This window comes from Duganella sp. sic0402 (assembly GCF_019219065.1).
Lineage (GTDB): Bacteria > Pseudomonadota > Gammaproteobacteria > Burkholderiales > Burkholderiaceae_D > Rugamonas.
Map to the genome: position 1 here is coordinate 1 of NZ_JAHUWK010000018.1, position 21251 is coordinate 21251.

Genomic DNA, 21251 nt, shown 5'->3' on the forward strand with positions numbered 1-21251 from the left:
GCGGGGACTAGCCCCGCCCACGCCTTCATGTTGCCAAGGAGTCGTGCCTTGCAGGGCACGACCGTTACGCTGGCGCGGAGCTGCGCTCCACGAATTCCCCGCTCCACCAACGACAGGCGATGAGCGGCGACTAATTGACGATGGTATCATCGCAGTTATGCGCATCGTACTCATTACCGGCATCTCCGGCTCAGGCAAATCCGTCGCTCTCAACGTCCTGGAAGACACGGGACATTATTGCGTCGACAATCTCCCGCCCGCCCTGCTTTCCAGCCTGGTCCAGACGCTGGCTGACGAAGGCCTGCAAGCACTGGCCGTCGCTGTTGACGCCCGTAGCGCTGAGTCGCTAGCCTCATTGCCCGGTGTGGTGGAAAAGCTGCGCGAAGCCGGCCACGACGTCAAAGTGATGTTCCTGACCGCGAACACCCACTCGCTGGTGGCGCGTTTCTCCGAAACCCGCCGCAGCCACCCGCTGTCGCACGAACTGCGCCCCGGCCAGAATCCCGGCGCGCGCCGCACGCTGATCGAATGCATCCTGGAGGAACGCGAACGGCTGTCGCACATCCAGCAACTGGGCCACGTCATCGACACCTCCGAACTGAGCGCCAACAAGCTGCGCGCCTGGGTCAAGGACCTGGTGCTGGCCGACCATGCGCCGCTGACGCTGTTCTTTGAATCGTTTGCCTTCAAGCTGGGCGTGCCGATGGACGCCGACTTTGTGTTTGACGTGCGCGCGCTGCCGAATCCCTATTACGACCTGGCGCTGCGCCCGCTGACCGGCCGCGACGCCCCGGTGATCGAATTCCTCGACGCCCAGCCCAGCGCCGGCGAGATGCTGAACGATATCCGCGCCTTCGTGGAAAAATGGCTGCCCTCCTTCAAGGGAGACAACCGCAGCTATCTGACGGTGGCGCTGGGCTGCACCGGTGGCCAGCACCGCTCGGTCTACATGGCGGAAAAACTTGCGGCCTACTTCAACGCCAAGGAGCGCGTCGTCCTGCGCCACCGCGAGCAATAATCATAGATGGCGCAGCGGGTGCGCATAGTCAGGCCAGACCGGCCGGAACATCGCCTGTACCATCTCCTGCGTGACCGCTCCCAGCGTCGACGGGTTCCACTGCGGCACGTTGTCCTTGTCGATCACCAGCGCGCGCACGCCTTCGATGACTTCGCCGTTTTCGAAATTGCGGCGCACTAGCGCGCGCTCCATACGCAGGCAGGCCGGCACGTCCAGCGCCGCGCCACGCCGTATCAATTCATGCGTAACGCACATCATCAGCGGTGAACGGCTGGCCATGACCGCCAGCGTGTCCTGCGCGAACTCGCTGCCATCCGCCTGCAGCGAAGCGACGATGTCAGGCACCGAGCCGGCGTTGAAATGACGATCGATGGCGGCGCGGTTGGCCGCCAGCGTACTGCCGCCAGCGTCATGCGCGGCGGCGTAGGCTTGCAGCGCTTGCGGCAAGGCGGCGCCCGGCGTGGCTGCCAGCAAGGCGTCCAGCGCGGCACGGTCCGCCGTCGGCGCGTAATGGTCGGCCAGGCCCGCGTACAGCGCATCGGCGGCACCGATGGTCACGCCGGTGACGCCCAGATAGTAGCCCAGTGCGCCGGGCGCGCGCGACAGGAAATAGCTGCCGCCAACGTCCGGGAACAGGCCGATATTCACTTCCGGCATGGCCATCCTGGTCTTGTCGGTGAGGATACGCACGCCGCCCTGCGCGATGCCCATGCCGCCGCCCATCACCACGCCATCCATCAACGCGATGTAAGGCTTGGGATAAAAATGGACTAAATGATTCAGCGAATATTCTTCGGTGAAGAAGTCTTCCACCAGCGCACTGCCACCCTGCGGCGTGCTGCGCCCCGCTTCGTAGAAAAAGCGGATGTCGCCGCCGGCGCAGAACGCCTTCTCGCTGCTGCTGCGCACCAGCACCGCAGCGACGCTGGCGTCGTCGCGCCACGCCAGCAGCGCTTGCGTGATCGCGCGCACCATGTCGAGGGACAGTGAGTTCAGGGCCTTGGGCCGGTCCAGCACGATCAAGCCAGTGCCGTTGCTAACGCTGGTGTGGATATATTCGCTCATGCGAACATTCTACTTCAGATGCTCCAGCGGATTCGGCACGTCAAGCGAACCGCCGAGGCGCGGCTGCCACAAGGCCTTGCCGGCCGGCGGAGGCGGTTTGCCGACCTGGCGGTTGTAGATGGTCGTCACCTCGCGGCTGCCGACCGGCTCCTGCTCAAAGCCGGTGCGCTTCGCGATGCCGGACGGATCTGCCGAACCAGCTACCGTGAACGCCACCAGCGTGTCCAGGCGCGGATCGCGCACGTCGAGGATAGAGGCGATCATCACCAGCGGAGTGGCCGCGTAGACCTGGTAATGCAGCGCCTTCACCGCGCGCTCCATTTCCGCTGGCAGCGCGCCGTCCGGCGCCATCTGGCCTAGCGCATGCTGTAACACCTTGCGGCCCCAGTCCAGATAGCGCGCATCGCCGGTGACGCCGCCGGTCGCCGTCACCGCCAGCCCTTCCCAGTAGTAGTGGTTGTTGCGCGTGCCTTTCTTGGCGTCCGCATGCGCGATGGTGGCGTCGGCCAGCGACTTGAACCAGCCTTCGATCAGCACGCGCTGCGCCGGCGTGGCCTGCGGCTTGACGCGCGCATAGTTGAGCGCCATGCCGCTCAGCGTCCACTTGCGCACGTAGAAAGCCTGTTCGCTGGACATCTTGCCCAGCAAGGCCTTCTGCTCCGCCCAATTGGCCAGCCAGCTCAGCGCGCAGCCGGCGTCGCGGCCGTTGGCGTCCTGCGCCACATGGATCAGGAAGTCCTCGACCGGCTTGGTGTTGGCGATATTCTGCGCGCGCTTGACCGGATCGATCACCGAATGGTTTTTGTCGGAGTAATAGCTGTTGGCTTCGATATCGCTGCGCGCAGGCGGCGGCGCATCGCAAGCCTGCGCGAGCGGTGCAGCAACAGCCAGCAATAACGGTATAAATAATTTCATGATGCTCCTGTCAGAAAGTCGTGCTCAGCTTGAGCTGGTAAGTGCGGCCATCCACATCGAGACGGCGCGGCTTCAGGTAAGAACCCTCGTATTCCTCGCGCATCGAGTTGCTCATATTGAAGGCGTCAAAAGACACCTTGAAGTTGTTGGCAAACGTGTAGCTGGCCGACATATCCAGCTGGCCGCGCGCCTTGACCGAACGCGCCGCGCCGTTGAAGGTGCCGCCTGCCGCCAGGTCATAATCGTCGCGGTAGTTGTACACGGCGCGCACGCCCCACTGCCTGGTTTCATAGTAAGCGATGAGGTTGTAATTATTACGGGAAACGCCAGGCAGCGTCGCCGCCGAGCCGTCGTCGTTGCGGCCCTTGATGGTGGTGTAGGCATAGTTGAAGGCGCCGCCCAGGTTATTCCACGGCGCCGGCAGCCAATCCAGATTCTGCTGCACATTGAATTCCACGCCATTGACCTTGATCTTCTGCTGGTTGGTCTGGCCGGTGATCACCACCCGCGCCGGCTGCATCGACGGCGCTTCGGCGGTGCCGACGTTGACCAGGATATCGCTCAGGCAGTTATTGCCGACGATACTCAAGTGGCCCAGGCCAAGCGCGGTCGCATCGGCCGGGCACAGGCGATTCACATCGCGTACAGGACCAACCAGACCTTTCACATCTTTCTGGAACACGGTCAGCGCCACCAGTCCGTTCGGACGGTTGTACCACTCCAGCGCCAGGTCGAAGGAATTGGCGGTGTACGGTTTCAGGTCGGCACTGCCCAGCACCACGTTATAGGTCGGCGTGGCGGTGCCCAGCGCCGGCTCGGTCACCACCGTCGATGGCGTGATATCGCGCGGCTGCGGCCGCACAAACGTGCGATAGGCCGCGCCACGCAATGCGATCTTCTCGCTCAGGTCAGCCTTGGCAACCAGCGACGGCAGGAAGTTGCGATAGCTTTGCTCGAACTGGCGCGGCGTACGGGTAGTGACCACCTTGGTGCCGCCGGGAATGGTGACGGTGACGTTGCTGGTATCGAGCGAGTCCACGGTTTCGCGTGTGGTTTCGTAGCGCGCACCCAGGTTGCCCTTGAGCGGCACGCCGAACAGGCTGCTGCCCCAGATGCTGGACACATAGCCGGAAGCGATGCGGTTCTTGACCGAGAAGTTATACGAGGAGAAGCCGGGGTCGGCGTCGTTGTTGACCAGGCCATACGGCGTCAAGGTCTGGCCGGGCAGCACGGTGACCGGCTTGACCGCGTTCAGCACCGCCGGAATATCCACCGCCACCCAGTTTTTGGTGTAGCCGGGAATATAGCCGCCGGCAAAGCTGGCCACATAGGGGTTGCTGATCGCCAGCGACGGCTGGATCGCCGCGAAGTTGATGCCCTGCGCGGTGTTGCGCGTGCCGGTCGAGACAAAATCATTCTGCTCGGCGCGCAAGCCGGCCTTGACCGACTTGAAGAAGCCTTCCTCGAAACTGCGCTCGGCAAACACCTGCAAGGCGTCGACCGAGGTCAGCGCGCGGCCATTGGTGCCGGTCACGCCGAAGCGGTCGTTGCCGTTGTTGCGCGCCTGCGTGACCGAGGTGCCGGGACGCTGGTCGTACGGGCCCGGATTGATGTGGCTGACGGTCGGCGTGAACAGCGTCAGCACCGAGTTCTTCAGATCCTCGCCGCCCGAATAGTAATGGCCATACGTGCCATTCGAGCCGGGCAGCGTGCGCGCCGATTGCACGATGTCGATCGACAGCTGGTCCTGGCGGTTCTCCGCGCGCGAGCTGTGCGCCGCGCCGTTGAAGTGCCACTCGTCGTTTTCCCAATCGACGTCGGCGCTCAGGCCGTGGGTGCGCTGGCGTTGCGGCGCCGAGCGCAGCGAATCGGTGATGCTGGCGTTGGCGTAGTCGTAGGAGTTGATCATCGCCTGCTTGCCGGTCGGCGTGTCGATGGTGAAGATCGGGCCGAGATTGGTGATCGGTGAATTCGCGGTCGGATCGATATAGTTCAAATACTGGTTGGACGAATCGAGCTTGCGGTCGCTGAAATAGCCGGTCAGGTTGAGCCGCGTCTCGCCATTCATGCGCCAGCCGACGCCGGCCGCGCCGCTATGGGTGGCGCCGGTATTGGCGGTCACGGTCTGGCGGATCTGGCCGGGGAACAGAATGCCCTTGGCGTATTCCGACTTCGGATAGCGCGCGTCGAACTGCGCCTGGGTGATGCCGAGATTGGCTGCGGTCAGCTGGTCGTAATCCTGCACCTGGGTCGAGTCGCGGCGGAAGTCTTCCTTCTTGTATGCGTAGACACCGAACACCGCCAGATCCTTGCCGAAGTGCTTGTTCCACGAGACGTTGGCGTTGGGCGTGGTCAGGTGGCCCAGCTCGTCATACTCGTCGCCGATGGCGATGGCGCCGCCGTCCTTGCGTGCCAGCGCCGAGGTGATGCGCAGGTCGATATTGCCACTCAGACCGCCCGGCTGCTCGGCTGCGGTCGGGCTTTTCAGCACCGTCACCGCGCTGAAAATATCCGAGTTGAACGCGCCCAGCGGCGTCGAGCCGTTCAGCACCGGCTGCGCGAACGACATGCCGTTAATCGTCGTCAGCGCGAACGTGCCGGGCAGGCCGCGCAGGTTGATGGTGGCGTTGCGCGAGCCGGCCTCGCGGTTCAGCTGCACGCCGGGAATGCGCTGGATGGCTTCGCCCACATTCAGGTCCGGAAAGCGCCCCAGGCCGTCGGAGGAAATACTGTCGGTGATTTCCAGCGTGTCGCGCTTCATGTTGACTGCGTCCGCATACGATTTGCGGATGCCGGACACCACTACCGTATTGGCATCGGCCGGAACGGCGTCCTGCGCCCAGGCGTTGGACAGGCATAGCAAGGCAATGGCCGCGCTCAGCGGCCGAATGGCTAAATTTTTCATCGTATAGTCTCTCTTTATAGTTATTTGGAAAACGTTTAACTAATTCATTAAATCATTTTCATCCATATAACACTATAAGGATTTACCACACGTTGCGTAAACGCCAACGCAGCTTGCCAAGCATTAGGAAATCGTTTATCAACCCAAGAACAAAAAAGGGCGCTTTCATGCGCCCTTTAGTTGGTGGTGCCGGGACCTGCGTCAGGTGGCGGCAGCGGGTTCGTAGCTATCCGGGATATGCTTGATCGCATCGTGCCCGTAAGACTGAACTTTGGCTTTGTATTTCATCACCTGGCGGTCCAGCTTGTCGATCAGCGTATCGATGGCGGCGTACAGGTCTTGCGACAGGCTTTCTACGTAGACGGTCTTGCCGGACATACGCAGGTTGATTTCAGCCTTCTGGCGTTTATCTTTCTCTTTAAGGTTATCTACGGTCAGGATGACAGCAATATCAATCACTTGATCAAAGTGGCGTGTGACGCGCTCCAGTTTATTCTGCACGTACTCGCGAATAGCCGAGGTCACTTCGAGATGATGTCCACTGATGGTCAGATTCATACACACTCCTAAAGATAATGTCGCTGCTTACGGTTAGTGCGTTGCCCCTTGCTGCCGGGCGCGCAGGAACCAAGTAACTACAAAGACTTGCGGAGACTGACTGGAGGGATTTTGAGCGCTTCGCGATATTTGGCAACAGTGCGCCGCGCAATCACCATGCCCTGTTCTCCCAGCATGTCCGCAATCTTACTGTCGGATAAAGGATTTTTCGGGTCTTCAGCTCCTGTCAATTGCACTATCAAGGCACGTATCGCCGTCGAACTTGCTTCCCCGCCAGCTTCGGTGGCGACATGGCTACCAAAGAAATATTTCAGCTCAAACATGCCGTGCGGGGTCAGCATATATTTTTGAGTTGTTACACGAGAAATTGTGCTCTCGTGTAAACCCAGTGTATCAGCAATTTCGCGAAGCACAAGGGGGCGCATGGCGACTGCGCCGTGCGAGAAAAAGTTCTTTTGTCTTTCTACTATCGCTTGCGCCACGCGCAGGATGGTGTCGAAGCGCTGGCGCATATTCTTGATCAGCCACTTGGCTTCCTGCAGCTGTGCGCCCATCGCGCTTTCGCCCTTGCCCTGCTTGAGCAGGTTGGCATACATGGCGTTGACGCGGAGGCGCGGCATGACATCGTTGTTCAGACTGACCTGCCAGCCGGTGCGCGATTTTTTCACGATCACATCCGGCACCACGTAGTCCGACACGTCCGACGCGAAGGCCGCGCCGGGATGCGGATTGCATAGTCGTATCACTGTCTGCGCTTCGCGCAAATCTTCGTCGTCGCACAGCAGCGCCTTTTTCAGCTTGTTGAAATCGCGCTGGGCAAACCAGGCCAGATGATTTTCCACGATGGCCAGCGCCATGCGCCGCGTCACCATCGGCACACCAGGCAAGCGCTTGATCTGGATCGCCAGGCACTCGGCGGCGTTGCGCGCGCCCACGCCCAGCGGATCGAAACTTTGCAGCAGGCTAAGCGCCGTCTGTAGTTCTTCGATTTCGACCTGCAGTTCTTCCGGCAGGCGCGCGTGAATCTCTTCCAGTGATTCTTCCAGGTAGCCGTTCTCATCAAGCGCGTCGATGATCAGCTCCACCAGCGCGCGATCGCGCATTTCCAGCACGGTGACGCGCATCTGTTCCATCAGGTGTTCGCGCAGCGTGCAGTGATGCGCTTCCAGCTGCGGGCGCGCCTCTTCGTCATCGCTGTTCTTGCTGCGGCCGGAATCGCTCCAGTCCATATCGGCGTCGGGGGTGGTGCTTTCGGTATCGGCGGCGGGGCCGTCGTAGCTGTCGGCTTCCGCCGCAGGCGCATCGCCCGGCGGACCTTCGGCCGGCGCTTCGCCTGCCGGCGCCTGCTGGTTGATCGCGCCATCGGCCAGCAGCCGCAGCGAATGGTCGAGCGGATCGTCCAGGCGTTCCAGCAGCGGGTTATCGGTCAGCAGCTGTTCGAGTTCCTGATGCAGCTCCAGCGTCGACAATTGCAGCAGCCGTATCGACTGCTGCAATTGGGGCGTCAACGCCAGATGCTGCGACGTGCGCAGTTGCAAAGACTGTTTCATTGAAAATTACATGCGGAAGTGTTCACCCAGATAGACGCGACGCACCGACTCGTTGGCGATGATGTCGTCCGGACGGCCTGATGCCAGCACCGAGCCCTGGTTGATAATGTAGGCGCGGTCGCAGATACCCAGCGTCTCGCGCACATTGTGATCGGTAATGAGGACGCCGATATTGCGTTCTTTGAGGAAGCGCACGATGCGCTGGATCTCAATCACGGCAATCGGGTCGACCCCGGCGAAAGGTTCATCGAGCAGCACGAAGCGCGGGTTGGTCGCCAGTGCGCGCGCGATCTCGACACGGCGGCGTTCGCCGCCGGAGAGCGACAGCGCCTGGTTCTCGCGCAGCTTTTCGATTTGCAAATCGGCCAGCAGGGTATTCAGCCGTTCATCAATCTCCGCCTTGGATAAAGGCTTGCCGTCCACTTTTTGGATTTCGAGGACGGCGCGAATATTTTCTTCCACCGTCAGCTTGCGGAACACCGAAGCTTCCTGCGGCAGATAGGACAAGCCCATCGACGCGCGGCGGTGGATCGGCAGCGAAGAGATATCGGCGCCGCTGATATCGATGCTGCCTGCGTCCGATGGCACCAGGCCGACGATCATGTAGAACGAGGTGGTCTTGCCGGCGCCGTTCGGACCCAGCAGGCCAACCACTTCGCCGCATTCCACTTGCAGCGACACATCATGCACCACCTGGCGCTTGCCATAGGTTTTTTGCAGGCCTTTGACGATCAGGGTGCTACCGCAGGATGGCTCCATCTTATTTCCCCGCCGCAGGCTGCGTGGTGGCCGGCGTGGCCAGCTTGGACGATGGCTGGATCACCATCGTGCTGCGGCCGCCACCAGGTTTGGTTTCGCCGGTCGGCGTGTTCTTGACCGCGAAGAATTCCTTGCGGCTGTCGTAGGAAATGAATTCGCCATCGACCTGGCTGGCATTCTTGCCAGCCTCCAGTTTCTTGATCTGCGCCTTGGCAAACAGCTTCACCAGCTCGGTCTTGCTGTCATATTCGATGCGGTCGGCCTGGCCTTCCATCCATTGATCGCCGGGACCGTCGAGCTTCTGGCGGAAGGTCGCCTGCACGCCGGGCGCGCTGTGCAGCACCACCAGCTGATAGCCTTCCGGCGTTTCGGTGACCACCGCTTTCGGCGACTTCATCAGCAGTGTGCCGCGCGTCAGCACCACGTTCCCGGTGAAGGTCTTGATCTGCTTGACGTCATCGGCGTCCAGCTGGTCAAAGGTGATTTCGGTCGGCTTGTTGGAATCGGCCTTCTCCGCCTGCGCCACGCAGGCAAGCAGCGCCAGCACGGCCGAGAGTAATAGTTTGTTCATCTTCATCATTGCTTCCTTCATTTTGCCGCGCGCGGCGGCATCGTAATCGTTCCGCGACCACCCAGCTCGATCTGGCGGGTCGCGTTGTTGGCTTTCATGCCGGTGCCGGTGGCGGTCGAGGTGCCGGCCAGCATCTGCACCGGCGCCGTGGTTTCCATGCGTTCCTCGTCCGGATACACGGTCAGCGTGCTGGTCTTCAGGCGCAGCTCCTGCGCCTGCCTGGTGGCAGGGCGTACCACGTCCACATTACCATCCAGCCGCACCCGCGTATTGTTCTGGTCGACATAGGCGGTCTGCGCGTGAATATTCATCGGCGGCTGGTCGGTCGTCAGGCTGTGCACAAACGGCTTGTCGATCACCGAGGTGTCGCCGACCGGGTGATGGGTCAGCCGGTCGCCGGACACGATGTAGGCCGGCTGGCCATTCTTGTTCATGCGTACCGTGCTGAAGCGATCGATGATGTAGTCCGGCTCTTCGCGGAACTTGTCGGCGCCTGCGCCCTGACCGGCCTGGTTGACCACCTGGACCAGCCAGAAGCTGCCGACGGCCACGAACACGCCGACCATCATGATCAGCGTCAGTTGCCACCGGTGTGCTGTTCTTTTACGCATGCTCGTATCCTATCAGACCAGGAACTGCGCCATCACGCGCTCATAGCTGCCCTGCGCGTGCAGCAGCAGTTCGCACACTTCGCGCACGGCACCCTTGCCGCCAAACGCCACCGTGGTGTGGTGGGCGCGCTCCAGCACTTCCTTGCGGCCATTCGGCACCGCGACGGCAAAGCCGGCGCGCGCCAGGATCGGCAGGTCCACCACATCGTCGCCGATGAAGCCGACCTGTTCGGCCGTCAGGCCGGTTTTGGCCAGCAGCGCGTTGAACGGCGTCAGCTTGTCGTGGCCGCCCTGGTGCAGATGGCTGATACCGAGATCGGCAGCGCGCTTGATCACCTGCGGCGAGGTGCGCGCGCTGATGATGGCAGTCTGGATGCCGGCTTCCTGGATCAGCTTGATGCCCAGGCCGTCCTGCACGTTGAAGGTCTTCAGCGCTTCGCCGTCGGCGCCGTAATGCAGGCTGCCGTCGGTCAGCACGCCGTCGACGTCGAAGATCATCAGCTTGACGCGCGCGGCGCGTTCCAGATAGGTCATCAAATCACTCATTAGATTACTTTTGCGCGGGTCAGGTCATGGATGTGCAGCGCGCCGACCAGCTTGCCGTCAGCATCGGTCACCAGCATCTGGTTGATGCGGTATTGCTCCATCACGGCCACCGCGTCCACCGCCATCTTCTCCGGCGAAATGCTGCGCGGGTTGGCGTGCATCACGTCGCCGATCACCACCTTGCTGAAGTCCTGCACCTTCTCGATCATGCGGCGCAGGTCGCCGTCGGTGAACACGCCGACCGGCTTGTCGTCCGCATCAACGATGGCGGTCATGCCCATGCCCTTCTGGGTGATTTCCAGCAGCGCGTCGGTCAGCTTGACGCCGGCGCGCACTTTCGGCACCGCGTCGCCGCTGCGCATCACGTCCTTGACGTGGGTCAGCAGGCGGCGGCCCAGTGCGCCACCTGGGTGCGAGCGGGCGAAATCTTCTTCCTTGAAGCCGCGCAGATCCAGCAGCGCCACGGCCAGCGCGTCGCCCAGCGCCAGCGTGACGGTGGTCGAGGTGGTTGGCGCCAGATTCATCGGGCAGGCTTCCTTGGCCACGGCCACGTTCAGATGCACGTCGGCGATGGTGGCCAGGCTGGAGCCCGGCTTGCCGGTGATGGCGATGACCTTGCTGCCCATGCGCTTGACCACCGGCAGGATGGTCATCAGCTCCGAGCTCTCGCCGGAATAGGAAATGGCAATAAAGGCATCATCGGCGGTGACCATGCCGAGGTCGCCGTGCGCGGCTTCGGCCGGGTGCACGAACAGCGCCGGCGTGCCGGTGGACGCCAGCGTGGCGGCGATCTTGCGGCCGATGTGGCCGGACTTGCCGATACCGGACACGACCACGCGCCCGGTGCAGTTCAGCAGCAGGGAAATGGCCTGCACCACGCTATCGTCATTTTCCAGGCGCGCGTTCAGGGCATTGATGGCATCCGCTTCATTCTGCAGCGTGTCTCGGGCAAGACGCAGTGCCGTTTTTGCATCAAAAACTTTCAGCATTGTTTTTTCATGGGTTACACTCATGCCCAAGTATAGCCGAATTGAGAAAGCAAAAAACTTGCCAGTCACAACATAACGCGCTCAGCGCACCGCAAACAACGAACTTTTTTTTACTGGCGATGTTGAAATGACGTTTTCACCTCTGGAATTAACACTGTTGTTGCTGGGAAGCGCCGTCCTCGGCGTGGTCGCTTTCCGCATGATGCACCTGCCGCCGATGCTCGGCTACCTGACGGTCGGCATCCTGATCGGCCCGCACGCGCTCGGCCTGGCCGAGCAAAGCGAAACCACGCACGGCCTGGCCGAATTCGGCGTGGTGTTCCTGATGTTCTCGATCGGCCTGGAATTCTCGCTGCCCAAGCTCAAGGCGATGCGCTCCATCGTATTCGGGCTGGGACTGGCGCAGGTAGTGCTCACTATCATCGCAACCATGATTTTTGGCTGGGTGCTGGCCACCCAGTTGCCGGCGCACCTGCAAATTTCCTGGCAAGCCTCCTTCGCGCTGGGTGGCGCGCTGGCGATGTCGTCAACCGCCATCGTGGTCAAAATGCTGACTGAGCGGCTCGAACTGGAATCCGAACATGGCCGCAAAATCATCGGCATCCTGCTGTTCCAGGATCTGGCGGTGGTGCCGCTGCTGATCCTGATCCCGTCGCTGGGCGAGCGTCCGGAAGCGCTGGCGGAAACGCTGGGCTGGGCCAGCCTGAAGGCGGTGGTGGTGCTGGCCCTGCTGTTCGTGGTCGGCCATAAAGTCACGCGCGGCTGGTTCACCATCGTGGTCAAGCGCCGCTCGCAGGAACTGTTCATGCTGAACCTGCTGCTGGTGGTGATGGCGGCAGCCTGGATCACCGAGCGCGCCGGCCTGTCGCTCGCGCTGGGCGCCTTCGTCGCTGGCATGCTGATTTCCGAAACCGAATTCCGCCACCAGGTGGAAGAAGACATCAAACCGTTCCGCGACGTGCTGCTGGGGCTGTTCTTCATCACCATCGGCATGCTGCTCAACCTGCGCATGGTGCTGGAAAACTGGTGGCTGGTGCTGTTGCTGCTGTTGCTGCCGGTGGTGATGAAATTCGCGCTGATCGCCGGTCTGGCCAAGCTGTTCGGCTCGTCGGACGGCGTGTCGATGCGCACCGGCCTGGCGCTGGCGCAGGCGGGCGAGTTCGGTTTCGTGCTGCTGAATCTGGCGGCCGACCACCATCTGATGGATTCGTACGTGGTGCAGGTGGTGCTGGCGTCGATGGTGCTGTCGATGCTGCTGGCGCCGTTCATCATCGCGCAGTCGGACCGCATCGTCATGAAGTTCTCCAGCAATGAATGGATGATGCAATCGCTGGCGCTGACCAAGATCGCCAGCCGCACCATGAAGAACAACAAGCACGTGCTGGTGTGCGGTTTCGGCCGCAGCGGCCAGAGCCTGGCGACCCTGCTCTCCGAGGAGAAGATTGACTACCACGCGCTGGATCTCGATCCGGAGCGGGTGCAGGTGGCGCAGACCGCCGGCGCGCATGTGTCCTATGGCGATGCGGCGCGGCGCGAGAGCCTGGTGGCGGCCGGCATCTACCGCGCTTCGGCGGTGGTGATTACCTATGCCGACACACGCTCGGCGCTGAAAGTGCTGCACCAGGTGCACGAGCTGACGCCGACCCTGCCGGTGATCGTGCGCTCGCACGACGATACCGATCTCGACAAGCTGAAGAAAGCCGGCGCCGCCGAAGTGGTGCCGGAACTGATGGAAGGCAGCCTGATGCTGGCCTCGCACGCGCTGGTGATGCTGGGCGTGCCGCTGCGGCGGGTGGTGCATCGGGTGCAGGCGGCGCGGGAAGAGCGCTATGCGTCGCTGCGCGGCTATTTCCACGGCATGAGCGATGTCGAGGAAGAGGCCGACCTGGAGCGGCTGCACACGGTCACGCTGACCGGCAACGCCGGCAGCATCGGCCGCACGCTGGGTTCGCTGGATGTGGAAAGCTCGGGCGCCGAGGTGGCCAGCATCCGGCGCGGCATGGGCGGCGTCGAAGTCAATGACGACACGGTGCTGCAGGCGGGCGATGTGGTGGTGGTGCGCGGCGTGGCCGAAGCCGTCAGCCGCGCCGAACAGCGCCTGCTGCGCTAGTAGGCTGGCTTGGCGTCGATTTTTACGCGATACAGGCCATAGGGTTTTTCACGCAGGTCTTTGCCAGCATGGAAGCTTGCCTGGCGGTGCAACTGGTTGGCCGTAAAGTACAGATAGCTGTCCGGGCCAATTGACAGCGTATCCGGCCACAGCAAGCGGCTATCACTGACCAGTGTGCTCCAGCTGCCATCGATGGCACGCTTGCGGATGCTGTTGTGTTCGTAGTCGCTGGCGTACACTGCACCGTCCGCATCGGCCTCCAGCCCGTCAGAAGCCCCCTTCTCGCCTAAATCCTTGACCGCCGCCGCCAGCTGCGCCTCGCTTACCGCCTGGTCGCGCAGCAGTGCGGTCGGCACCGAGTACAGATGGCGGCTGGACAGCGGGCTGTAATACAGCGTCGCGCCATCCGCCGACAAGGCAATACCATCGGACGCCACGGCGAACGGCTGGCTGCTGCCGTCCACGTTGCGCACCTTCAGGGCCTCCCCCTCCACCACCGGCATAAAGGCCGGGTCGGGTGAGGTCGAGGGGTGGCCGCTCAGGCGGCGCGTCGCCTTGCCGCTGGCCAGGTCGAGCACGATGATTGCGCCGGGACCACTGAGTGAAGAATCCGTCACATACGCAGTGCCAGTGCGGTGGTCGAAACGCACATCGTTGACATAGGTGGTCGGCAGGATCACGCTGGACGGAAATACCACTGTTCGCACCACTTGGTCAGTCCGCAGATCGACCGCGACCAGTTTCGGACCACCGGGCTTGGGCGCGGCAAAGCCGGGAGCTGCCGTGTCCAGCACCCACAACTTGCCTTGGCCATCAGCCACGACACTCTGCACGCTGGCAAAGCCGCGGTTGGCGTCCGCACTCGGATAGGCCACCAGCCGGCCATCACGGATCTCGGCAACGCCGAAAGGCACCTCATCACCCCATTGCGGGAAGTTGACGAAGATGCGGCCGGTCTCGGAGACACTGACGCCGGTCGGCATCGCACCCTGGAAAGTAAACACTGGTTCGGCCTGGCCGACAGGGCGCTCTTGCGGCGCCGCCTGCGCAGCCAGGGAAAAGGCCAGCGCAAGGCTGGCGAGAATGCGGTTGAGATGCATGGTCTGCCTTTCAAAAAGAAGTAGCAGCCATGTTATTACCGAGCTCAAAGCAGATAAACCACCTTAAACCGATAACTCTTTCAAAGAAAAACGGAAAATCAATCCACTTCGCCGCGGCTGGCCACGCGATTGCGGCCGCCTTCCTTGGCTTCGTACAGCAGATCATCGGCACGCTCGATCAGATCGCGGGCGATGGCCTCGGCCTCGCCTTCCGCCTCGCCAACCTCCAGGCAAGCCACACCGATCGATACCGTCACCGACAATTGCAGCGACGGCGACAGCACAATCATGCCGCCCGCCACGCTGGCGCGAATACGCTCGGCCACGAAGGCGGCACTTTCCAGATTGGCGTCAATCAGCAGCACCACAAACTCCTCGCCGCCGAAACGCGCCAGCGCATCCGAAGTACGCAGCTCGTTCTTGATGCGCGCCGCCACTTCGCGCAGCACCTCATCGCCACCGCCATGGCCAACGGTATCGTTGACCCGCTTGAAGTGGTCGATGTCGATGTACATGAAGGAGATCGGATACTTCTGCCGGCGCGCCCGCGCAATCTCTTCCAGCAGGCGCCGGTCGATATAGCGGCGGTTATAGACGCCGGTCAGCGAATCGGTCAGCCCGATGTACTTGAGCATTTCGTTGCTGATCACGTTTTCCAGGCAGATCGCGATGATCGACGCCATGTGCTCGATGAAATCCGTGCCCAGGCTGGGCGTGAAGCGGGTCGGATCGCAGCTGCCCAGGTTCAGGCTGCCAATGATGCGCTTGTTACGCAGCAGCGGCACCATCGCCACGCTTTGCAGGCCAGCCGGCGCATTCGGGAACGACGGCGCATGGCGCAGTTTGTCATACATGCCCAGCACTGGCCGGGGCGTGGGTGCATACGCGCTGCGGCGGCCCAGGTCGAAGCCCAGATCGTCCAGCGTTTCAACAAAAATCAGGTCGGGGAAATCCGCAAACACCACATCCAGCTTGCGCATCACGGTGCGGATGTCGGCGTCTTCGTCGACCAGCGTCAGGGTGACGCTATCCAGTTCCGAAATGACCGGCAGCACGCGGAAGATGGTGCCTACCAGTTCAGGGAAATTGCTGGCGCCGACGATATCCAGGTCGAACGCCTGGTGGCGGGTCATGATGGCGTGATTGCGTTCCGCCTGTTCCAGCAAATAGGCCATGCGCGCCCGCAATGCCCGGTTTTCAGCCGCCAGATCATGTGCTTGCTCAGCGTGATCGGTTTGCGGCGGAGGTTTTCCGGAGAGGGTCTGCGTCATGATGGGCCTTTTTTACGTACCCTCTCACATTACGCCAAGTTGGCGCGCTTGGGAATGCTTTGAGGTATCAAAATGCCAAGGCAACTTCAATTTCTTGACCAACGCGTACCCGCTGGTCCTCGCCGGCGATCAGAATCGCGTTCATGCCAAAGCACAGCGCGCCCTCCACTTCCGGCTTGGCGCGGTAGCTTTGCATGATGTCCATCGGATCCGGGCCGAACTCGCCGGTGGCCTGGTCGATCGATGGCATCGGGCAGCGCGGGCACGGCTTGACCGGTTTCAGCAGCGCGTCGCCGATCTGGTAGGACTCGGCATAGTCTTCCTCGAAGGCTTCAATGCCGTCGATGACCAGGTTGGGGCGGAAGCGGTTCATCGGCAGCGCGTCACGGCCGGCTGACACCAGTTTCTGGTTCAGATCTTCCAGCGACGCCGCGCCGACCACCAGGATAGGATAGCCATCGGAGAACATGGTGCTCGCCTGCACGCCGTTGGTCCACTTGGTGCTGACCGGGCGTTCGGCGTTGGCGTGGAAGCGCACCAGGCGGCACGGCACGCCGACTGCCTGGGTGAACCATTCGGCGGTCAGCGCATCGCAGTCGTAGGCCAGCACGGTGTCGTCCCACAGCTGCGTGGCCAGCGTCGGCGCCGTGGCCGGGTCCGGCAGGCCGAGCGGGATTTCCAGCCGCAGCATGCCGGGCGCCTGCACTTCCAGGGTCGTGCCTTTCAGGGCCGGCTTGATCAGCGCCATGCGCGGATGCTCGCGCTGGGTCAGGCACATGCCCTTGTTGTCCACCACCATCCATTCACGGTCATATATCTGCTCGCTCATGACGCCTAGCGAGGTCAGCGTGGCCTGCTGCAAAGACAGGCCGGCGCAGGATTTGATCGGATACAGCGTGATGGCGGACAGGACAGGCATATTATTCCTCAGCTGGCTTGGCGGCTTTCGGCGGACGCGGCGTACGCGCAGCCGGCTTGCGGGCTGGCTTGGCGCCATCCTCCGCCGGTTTCGCTTTCGGCTTGGCGTTCGGCTTGGCCTTGGCCGCTTTGGCTGGCTTGGCCGCAGGCGCCTCTGCCACCACATCCACCGGCGCCGGGGCTGGGGCAGCAACCGGCGTTACCACGGCTGGCGTGGCTGGCAAGGCTTCCACCGACACCGCAACGGCGTCGTCCGCCTTGCCTTTCTTGGCGGCGTTCTTCACCTTGCGTGCTGGCGGCTTGGCGCCATTCCTTTTCTTGGCCGGCGCTGGCGCGGCGGCGTCGATTGGCAACTCAGTTGGCGCTGGCAATTCAACCGCCGCTTCCAGCACCACTGGCGCGGCTTCGGCGGCCGGTTCAGCGTGCGCCACCGGAGCGCCATCCTGTTGCGCTTGGGCGTTGCGTTGCGGCTGCGCCTGGCGTTGCGCCTGGCGTTCAGCGAAACGCTCCGCCGCGGTACGGCCACGATTGCGGCTGCGGCGCGATTCCTGCTGGCCGCCATCCACTGCTGGTGCGGCGCCATCCGCCACGACAGGCGTTTCGCTCACCGGCTGCGGCACACCGTTGCCACGATAGACGTAAGCGCCGGATTTTTCATCGCGGCCAAACTCCAGGTGGCCGCGCGCCTTGCACTCCTCGATCAGATTGCCGAAGGTGCGGAAGCCATAGTAGGACTCGCTGAAATCCGGCTTGCGGCGCTTGATCGCTTCCTTCAGCACGGAGGCCCAGATCTTGCCGCTGTCGCCACGCTCCAGCACCAGTGCCTCGAAGGTATTGACGGCGATTTCCACTGCCTGGTTGCGGCGCTTCTCCATCTCGTCACGGCGCGCGCGTTCCTCTTCCGGCGTGCGCTTGACCTGTGGCTTGCTGTCCGTGGCGCCACTGCTTTCGCGCTTGGCGCGGCGGCTTTCGCGCACCAGGTCGTCGTAGAAAATGAATTCATCGCAGTTGGCCACCAGCAGGTCGGAAGTCGACTGCTTGACGCCGACGCCGATCACCTTCTTGGCGTTCTCGCGCAGCTTGGACACCAGCGGCGAAAAGTCGGAATCGCCGGAAATGATGACGAAGGTGTCGACGTGCGACTTGGTGTAGCACAGGTCCAGCGCATCCACCACCATGCGGATGTCGGCGGAATTCTTGCCGGACTGGCGCACGTGCGGAATCTCGATCAGCTCGAAGTTCGCCTCATGCATCGGCGCCTTGAAACCTTTGTAGCGGTCCCAGTCGCAATAAGCTTTCTTGACCACGATGCTGCCTTTGAGCAGCAAGCGCTCCAGCACCGGCTTGATATCGAACTTGTCGTAGTTAGCGTCACGCACGCCGAGCGCCACGTTCTCAAAATCGCAGAACAGCGCCATGCTGACGTTTTCGTTGGAGGATGCCATGGGAGTATAGGTAGAGTGTGAGTACCGGCCGGGCGCCATTGCCCCCGGCCGAGGAGGAAGGAGGGATTAGACGTTGAACAGGAAGTTCAGTACGTCGCCATCCTTGACCACGTATTCCTTGCCTTCGGCGCGCATCTTGCCGGCTTCCTTGGCGCCGCTTTCGCCTTTGTACTGGATGTAGTCGTCGTAGGCGATGGTTTGTGCGCGGATGAAGCCGCGTTCAAAGTCGGTGTGGATCACGCCGGCTGCCTGTGGCGCGGTATCGCCGATCTTGATGGTCCAGGCGCGCACTTCTTTTACGCCAGCGGTGAAGTAGGTTTGCAGGCCCAGCAGCTTGTAGGCGGCGCGGATCAGACGGTCCAGGCCAGGCTCTTGCATGCCCATATCGGACAGGAAGGCGCTCTTGTCGGCGTCGTCCAGGTCGGCGATTTCCGCTTCGATCGAAGCGCAGATGGCGACGATAGGCGCGTTCTGGGTGGCGGCGTAGGCGGTCAGCTGGTCCAGCAGCGGGTTGTTGGTGAAGCCGGTGTCGGACACGTTAGCGACATACATGGCCGGCTTGGCGGTGATCAGGCACAGCGGCTTGATCAGTGCCAGCTCATCCGCGTCCAGGCCCATGGCGCGCACTGGCTTGGCTTCGTTCAGGTGCGGCACAATGCGCTCCATGATGGCCAGCAGCTTGGCGGCATCCTTGTCGCCCGAACGGGCTTTCTTGTTTTCACGGTGGATGGCTTTTTCCACGGTACCCAGATCGGCCAGCGCCAGTTCGGTCTGGATCACTTCGATATCGTCCAGCGGGCTGACCTTGCCGGCCACGTGGATCACGTTGTCATCTTCAAAGCAGCGCACCACGTTGACGATGGCGTCGGTTTCGCGGATGTGCGACAGGAACTGGTTGCCCAGACCCTCGCCTTGCGACGCACCCGCCACCAGGCCGGCGATGTCGACGAATTCAACGATGGCGTTGACCATGCGCTCAGGCTTGACGATCTCGGCCAACGCGGCCATGCGTGGATCAGGCACTTCAACCACGCCGACGTTCGGCTCGATGGTGCAGAACGGATAGTTTTCAGCCGGGATGCCGGCCTTGGTCAGGGCGTTGAACAGGGTGGACTTGCCGACGTTAGGCAGGCCGACGATGCCGCATTGGAGACTCATGTGAACCTTTAAATTATCAATATTGCCGGCAAGCGGCTGGTGAAAAACGGCCTTTCCGGGGCGTTTTTGGATATTCTTGCTATTTTTAGCTGATTACAGCGTTCAAGGGTCCATTGTACCGCCCTTGCCCGCACTCTTCAAAAAAACAGGAGACAGCATGAGCATGCGCGACGCCGGCCGGGAGCAGTTCCGCCACTTTCTGACCATTCCCACGCGGTGGATGGACAATGATGTTTATGGCCATGTGAACAATGTTGTGTATTACTCCTATTTCGATACGGCGGTGAACCAGTGCCTGATCGAAGCGGGCGTGCTGGATATACATCAGGGTGAGGTAGTCGGTTTTGTGGTGGATTCCGGCTGCTCCTACTTCAGCTCAATCAGTTTCCCGGACAAGGTTCACGCCGGCATCCGCGTCGCCAAGCTGGGCAACTCCAGTGTCCGCTACGAAATCGCGCTGTACCGCAATGATGATCCCCTGCCCTGCGCCGCCGGCCACTTCGTGCACGTCTATGTCGAGCGCAGCAGCAACCGTTCGTCGCCAATTCCGGCACCGGTGCGCAGTCTACTGGCAACGCTATTGACACCCGCCCTATGATCGCTCGCCAATTGCTGTTCCTGTTTAGCGCCCTCGGCGCCATCAACGGCATCTTCGTCGCCGTGTATTTTTTCAGCCGGCGGCCGCGCAACATCGCCGACTGCATGCTGGGCGCATTGCTGCTTGCCGTCGGGGTGCGTACCGCCAAATCCGCCTTCCTGTTCTTCAACCCTGCCATCGCACTTGAATTCCGCCAGCTAGGCCTGTCGGCCTGTCTGCTGATCGGTCCCCTGACCTATCTGTATATTCGCTACTTCATCGCCGGCATCGCGCAACTGCCTGCCGGACAGCAATGGCGCTGGCATCTCGGCCTGTCTTTCCTGCTGATTGGGATTGGGATTGTCTTTCCGTACTCCGCGTATCGCCATGTATGGGACTTTTCGAGTCATGCCATTCATGTGTTCTGGCTAGGCTACCTGCTGGCGACCGCCAGGCTGCTCTGGCAAACGCGCCGCGAATGGCTTAACGATGGCGATCGGATGGCCACCAGCAGCATGCTACTGCTGAGCGTGTTTGCAGGCAGCGGCATCATGCTGGCGGCGTACGCGACCACGCCATTCACCTCGTATATTGTGGGGGCCCTGTCGTTTACCTTTTCGCTGCATGTCGCGGTGCTGGCCTTTTTGCTGAGAAAGGAAGTCTCGACGCCTTCCGATGCCAGGCAGAAGTACAAAAACAGCCGCCTGACGCAAGAAGATGCGCTCGCCGTGCTCGCCTCGCTGGAGCAACTGATGACCGGGCAGAAACTCTATCTGAATCCGAATCTGACCCTGGTCCAACTGGCAAAGCGCGCGGGGTGCACGCAGGCGCAGCTGTCGCAGGTACTGAATGATAAGTTGAGCAAGAGCTTCACCACCTACGTCAACGAATACCGTATCGCCGAAGCGAAGCAGGTGCTGGCCGGCCAGCCGCAACTCAACCTGGATATCGTTGCAGAACGCTGCGGCTTCAACTCCAGCTCCACCTTCTTCTCGACCTTCAAGAAAGTTGCTGGTCAGACGCCCGCCAGCTTCCGGACGCAATCCGGCCAGGTAAGCGGAGCATTTTCCGCCTGAAACCTCTCCGGAATCGCCATTCCGGAGTCTCAAATCGCGTTTGGCGACATCAATTCCCCTGCTGCTGGATAAATTATCGACCAACAACGATCTGAACATCGTCGTTGCT

General features: G+C 61.8%; 19 protein-coding genes. 4 read left to right on the forward strand and 15 right to left on the reverse strand.

Translation table 11 applies throughout. The features are described 5' to 3' along the window. The first annotated feature begins 157 nt into the window (after window positions 1-157). Window positions 158-1018, forward strand: coding sequence for an RNase adapter RapZ (gene rapZ / locus KW842_RS26195; protein ID WP_218307091.1), 861 nt, complete (start codon window positions 158-160; stop codon window positions 1016-1018). Here the strand turns inward: rapZ and KW842_RS26200 are convergent, their stop codons facing one another. From KW842_RS26200 to KW842_RS26245, 10 genes are all read right to left on the reverse strand, one after another. After that, window positions 1019-2083: an enoyl-CoA hydratase/isomerase family protein gene (locus KW842_RS26200; RefSeq protein ID WP_218307092.1), complete on the reverse strand. Its 1065-nt coding sequence runs from the start codon at window positions 2081-2083 to the stop codon at window positions 1019-1021. A gap of 9 nt (window positions 2084-2092) precedes the next feature. After that, window positions 2093-2998, reverse strand: a complete 906-nt coding sequence (locus tag KW842_RS26205; RefSeq protein WP_218307093.1) for an alginate lyase family protein — start codon at window positions 2996-2998, stop codon at window positions 2093-2095. 10 nt (window positions 2999-3008) lie between these two features. Further along, entirely contained in the window at window positions 3009-5903 is a 2895-nt protein-coding gene (locus KW842_RS26210; RefSeq protein ID WP_218307094.1) for a TonB-dependent receptor, read from the reverse strand. A gap of 201 nt (window positions 5904-6104) precedes the next feature. Continuing rightward, window positions 6105-6461 (reverse strand): ribosome hibernation-promoting factor, HPF/YfiA family, encoded by a 357-nt coding sequence (gene hpf / locus KW842_RS26215; RefSeq protein WP_218307095.1) that lies wholly within the window; start codon window positions 6459-6461, stop codon window positions 6105-6107. A gap of 77 nt (window positions 6462-6538) precedes the next feature. Beyond that, on the reverse strand, window positions 6539-8011 hold the full coding sequence (locus KW842_RS26220) for an RNA polymerase factor sigma-54 (protein ID WP_218307096.1): 1473 nt from the start codon (window positions 8009-8011) through the stop codon (window positions 6539-6541). A 6-nt stretch (window positions 8012-8017) separates the two neighbouring features. After that, the gene (gene lptB, locus KW842_RS26225; protein WP_218307097.1) at window positions 8018-8770 is read right to left on the reverse strand and encodes an LPS export ABC transporter ATP-binding protein; all 753 of its coding nucleotides are present in this window, start codon (window positions 8768-8770) and stop codon (window positions 8018-8020) included. Between the two features lies 1 nt (window position 8771). After that, a complete protein-coding gene (gene lptA, locus KW842_RS26230; RefSeq protein ID WP_229223921.1) occupies window positions 8772-9341 on the reverse strand; it encodes a lipopolysaccharide transport periplasmic protein LptA in 570 nt (189 codons plus the stop codon). A 17-nt stretch (window positions 9342-9358) separates the two neighbouring features. Further along, window positions 9359-9952, reverse strand: a complete 594-nt coding sequence (gene lptC, locus KW842_RS26235) for an LPS export ABC transporter periplasmic protein LptC (protein ID WP_218307098.1) — start codon at window positions 9950-9952, stop codon at window positions 9359-9361. Between the two features lie 12 nt (window positions 9953-9964). After that, window positions 9965-10498: an HAD family hydrolase gene (locus tag KW842_RS26240; RefSeq protein WP_218307099.1), complete on the reverse strand. Its 534-nt coding sequence runs from the start codon at window positions 10496-10498 to the stop codon at window positions 9965-9967. Beyond that, window positions 10498-11487: an SIS domain-containing protein gene (locus KW842_RS26245; protein WP_218307100.1), complete on the reverse strand. Its 990-nt coding sequence runs from the start codon at window positions 11485-11487 to the stop codon at window positions 10498-10500. The genes KW842_RS26240 and KW842_RS26245 overlap by 1 nt, the downstream gene beginning before the upstream one ends. 127 nt (window positions 11488-11614) lie before the next feature. Here KW842_RS26245 and KW842_RS26250 point away from each other — a divergent pair, with 127 nt between their 5' ends. Further along, window positions 11615-13597, forward strand: a complete 1983-nt coding sequence (locus KW842_RS26250; protein WP_218307101.1) for a monovalent cation:proton antiporter family protein — start codon at window positions 11615-11617, stop codon at window positions 13595-13597. Here KW842_RS26250 and KW842_RS26255 read toward each other — a convergent pair. The 5 genes from KW842_RS26255 to ychF all read right to left on the reverse strand — a co-directional run bounded on the left by KW842_RS26255 (window position 13594) and on the right by ychF (window position 19489). After that, the gene (locus KW842_RS26255; RefSeq protein ID WP_218307102.1) at window positions 13594-14697 is read right to left on the reverse strand and encodes an L-dopachrome tautomerase-related protein; all 1104 of its coding nucleotides are present in this window, start codon (window positions 14695-14697) and stop codon (window positions 13594-13596) included. The genes KW842_RS26250 and KW842_RS26255 overlap by 4 nt on opposite strands. A 98-nt stretch (window positions 14698-14795) precedes the next feature. Further along, window positions 14796-15968 carry a diguanylate cyclase gene (locus tag KW842_RS26260; protein ID WP_218307103.1) on the reverse strand — a complete coding sequence of 391 codons (1173 nt, stop codon included), beginning with the start codon at window positions 15966-15968 and terminating at the stop codon, window positions 14796-14798. A 67-nt stretch (window positions 15969-16035) separates the two neighbouring features. After that, complete coding sequence (locus tag KW842_RS26265; RefSeq protein WP_218307105.1) at window positions 16036-16887, reverse strand: MOSC domain-containing protein; 852 nt, start codon at window positions 16885-16887, stop codon at window positions 16036-16038. Window position 16888: 1 nt separating this feature from the next. Continuing rightward, window positions 16889-18331: an NYN domain-containing protein gene (locus KW842_RS26270; RefSeq protein WP_218307106.1), complete on the reverse strand. Its 1443-nt coding sequence runs from the start codon at window positions 18329-18331 to the stop codon at window positions 16889-16891. Between the two features lie 66 nt (window positions 18332-18397). Next, window positions 18398-19489 (reverse strand): redox-regulated ATPase YchF, encoded by a 1092-nt coding sequence (gene ychF, locus KW842_RS26275; protein ID WP_218307107.1) that lies wholly within the window; start codon window positions 19487-19489, stop codon window positions 18398-18400. A 163-nt stretch (window positions 19490-19652) separates the two neighbouring features. Between ychF and KW842_RS26280 the strand changes: the two genes are divergently transcribed. Together KW842_RS26280 and KW842_RS26285 are read left to right on the forward strand one after the other, a co-directional pair. Beyond that, window positions 19653-20087 (forward strand): thioesterase family protein, encoded by a 435-nt coding sequence (locus KW842_RS26280; protein WP_218307147.1) that lies wholly within the window; start codon window positions 19653-19655, stop codon window positions 20085-20087. Continuing rightward, on the forward strand, window positions 20084-21142 hold the full coding sequence (locus tag KW842_RS26285) for a helix-turn-helix transcriptional regulator (RefSeq protein ID WP_218307108.1): 1059 nt from the start codon (window positions 20084-20086) through the stop codon (window positions 21140-21142). Before KW842_RS26280 ends, KW842_RS26285 begins: the two co-directional genes overlap by 4 nt. Window positions 21143-21251 lie beyond the last annotated feature (109 nt).

Coding starts and splice junctions, on each gene's coding strand:
- KW842_RS26285 (WP_218307108.1), top strand. CDS start 20,084: ATGATCGCTCGCCAATTGCTGTTCCTGTTTAGCGCCCTCGGCGCCATC.
- ychF (WP_218307107.1), bottom strand. CDS start 19,489: ATGAGTCTCCAATGCGGCATCGTCGGCCTGCCTAACGTCGGCAAGTCC.
- KW842_RS26255 (WP_218307102.1), bottom strand. CDS start 14,697: ATGCATCTCAACCGCATTCTCGCCAGCCTTGCGCTGGCCTTTTCCCTG.
- lptC (WP_218307098.1), bottom strand. CDS start 9,952: ATGCGTAAAAGAACAGCACACCGGTGGCAACTGACGCTGATCATGATG.
- rapZ (WP_218307091.1), top strand. CDS start 158: ATGCGCATCGTACTCATTACCGGCATCTCCGGCTCAGGCAAATCCGTC.
- KW842_RS26270 (WP_218307106.1), bottom strand. CDS start 18,331: ATGGCATCCTCCAACGAAAACGTCAGCATGGCGCTGTTCTGCGATTTT.
- KW842_RS26280 (WP_218307147.1), top strand. CDS start 19,653: ATGCGCGACGCCGGCCGGGAGCAGTTCCGCCACTTTCTGACCATTCCC.
- hpf (WP_218307095.1), bottom strand. CDS start 6,461: ATGAATCTGACCATCAGTGGACATCATCTCGAAGTGACCTCGGCTATT.
- KW842_RS26220 (WP_218307096.1), bottom strand. CDS start 8,011: ATGAAACAGTCTTTGCAACTGCGCACGTCGCAGCATCTGGCGTTGACG.
- KW842_RS26210 (WP_218307094.1), bottom strand. CDS start 5,903: ATGAAAAATTTAGCCATTCGGCCGCTGAGCGCGGCCATTGCCTTGCTA.
- lptA (WP_229223921.1), bottom strand. CDS start 9,341: ATGAACAAACTATTACTCTCGGCCGTGCTGGCGCTGCTTGCCTGCGTG.
- KW842_RS26260 (WP_218307103.1), bottom strand. CDS start 15,968: ATGACGCAGACCCTCTCCGGAAAACCTCCGCCGCAAACCGATCACGCT.
- lptB (WP_218307097.1), bottom strand. CDS start 8,770: ATGGAGCCATCCTGCGGTAGCACCCTGATCGTCAAAGGCCTGCAAAAA.
- KW842_RS26240 (WP_218307099.1), bottom strand. CDS start 10,498: ATGAGTGATTTGATGACCTATCTGGAACGCGCCGCGCGCGTCAAGCTG.
- KW842_RS26200 (WP_218307092.1), bottom strand. CDS start 2,083: ATGAGCGAATATATCCACACCAGCGTTAGCAACGGCACTGGCTTGATC.
- KW842_RS26265 (WP_218307105.1), bottom strand. CDS start 16,887: ATGCCTGTCCTGTCCGCCATCACGCTGTATCCGATCAAATCCTGCGCC.
- KW842_RS26250 (WP_218307101.1), top strand. CDS start 11,615: ATGACGTTTTCACCTCTGGAATTAACACTGTTGTTGCTGGGAAGCGCC.
- KW842_RS26205 (WP_218307093.1), bottom strand. CDS start 2,998: ATGAAATTATTTATACCGTTATTGCTGGCTGTTGCTGCACCGCTCGCG.
- KW842_RS26245 (WP_218307100.1), bottom strand. CDS start 11,487: ATGCTGAAAGTTTTTGATGCAAAAACGGCACTGCGTCTTGCCCGAGAC.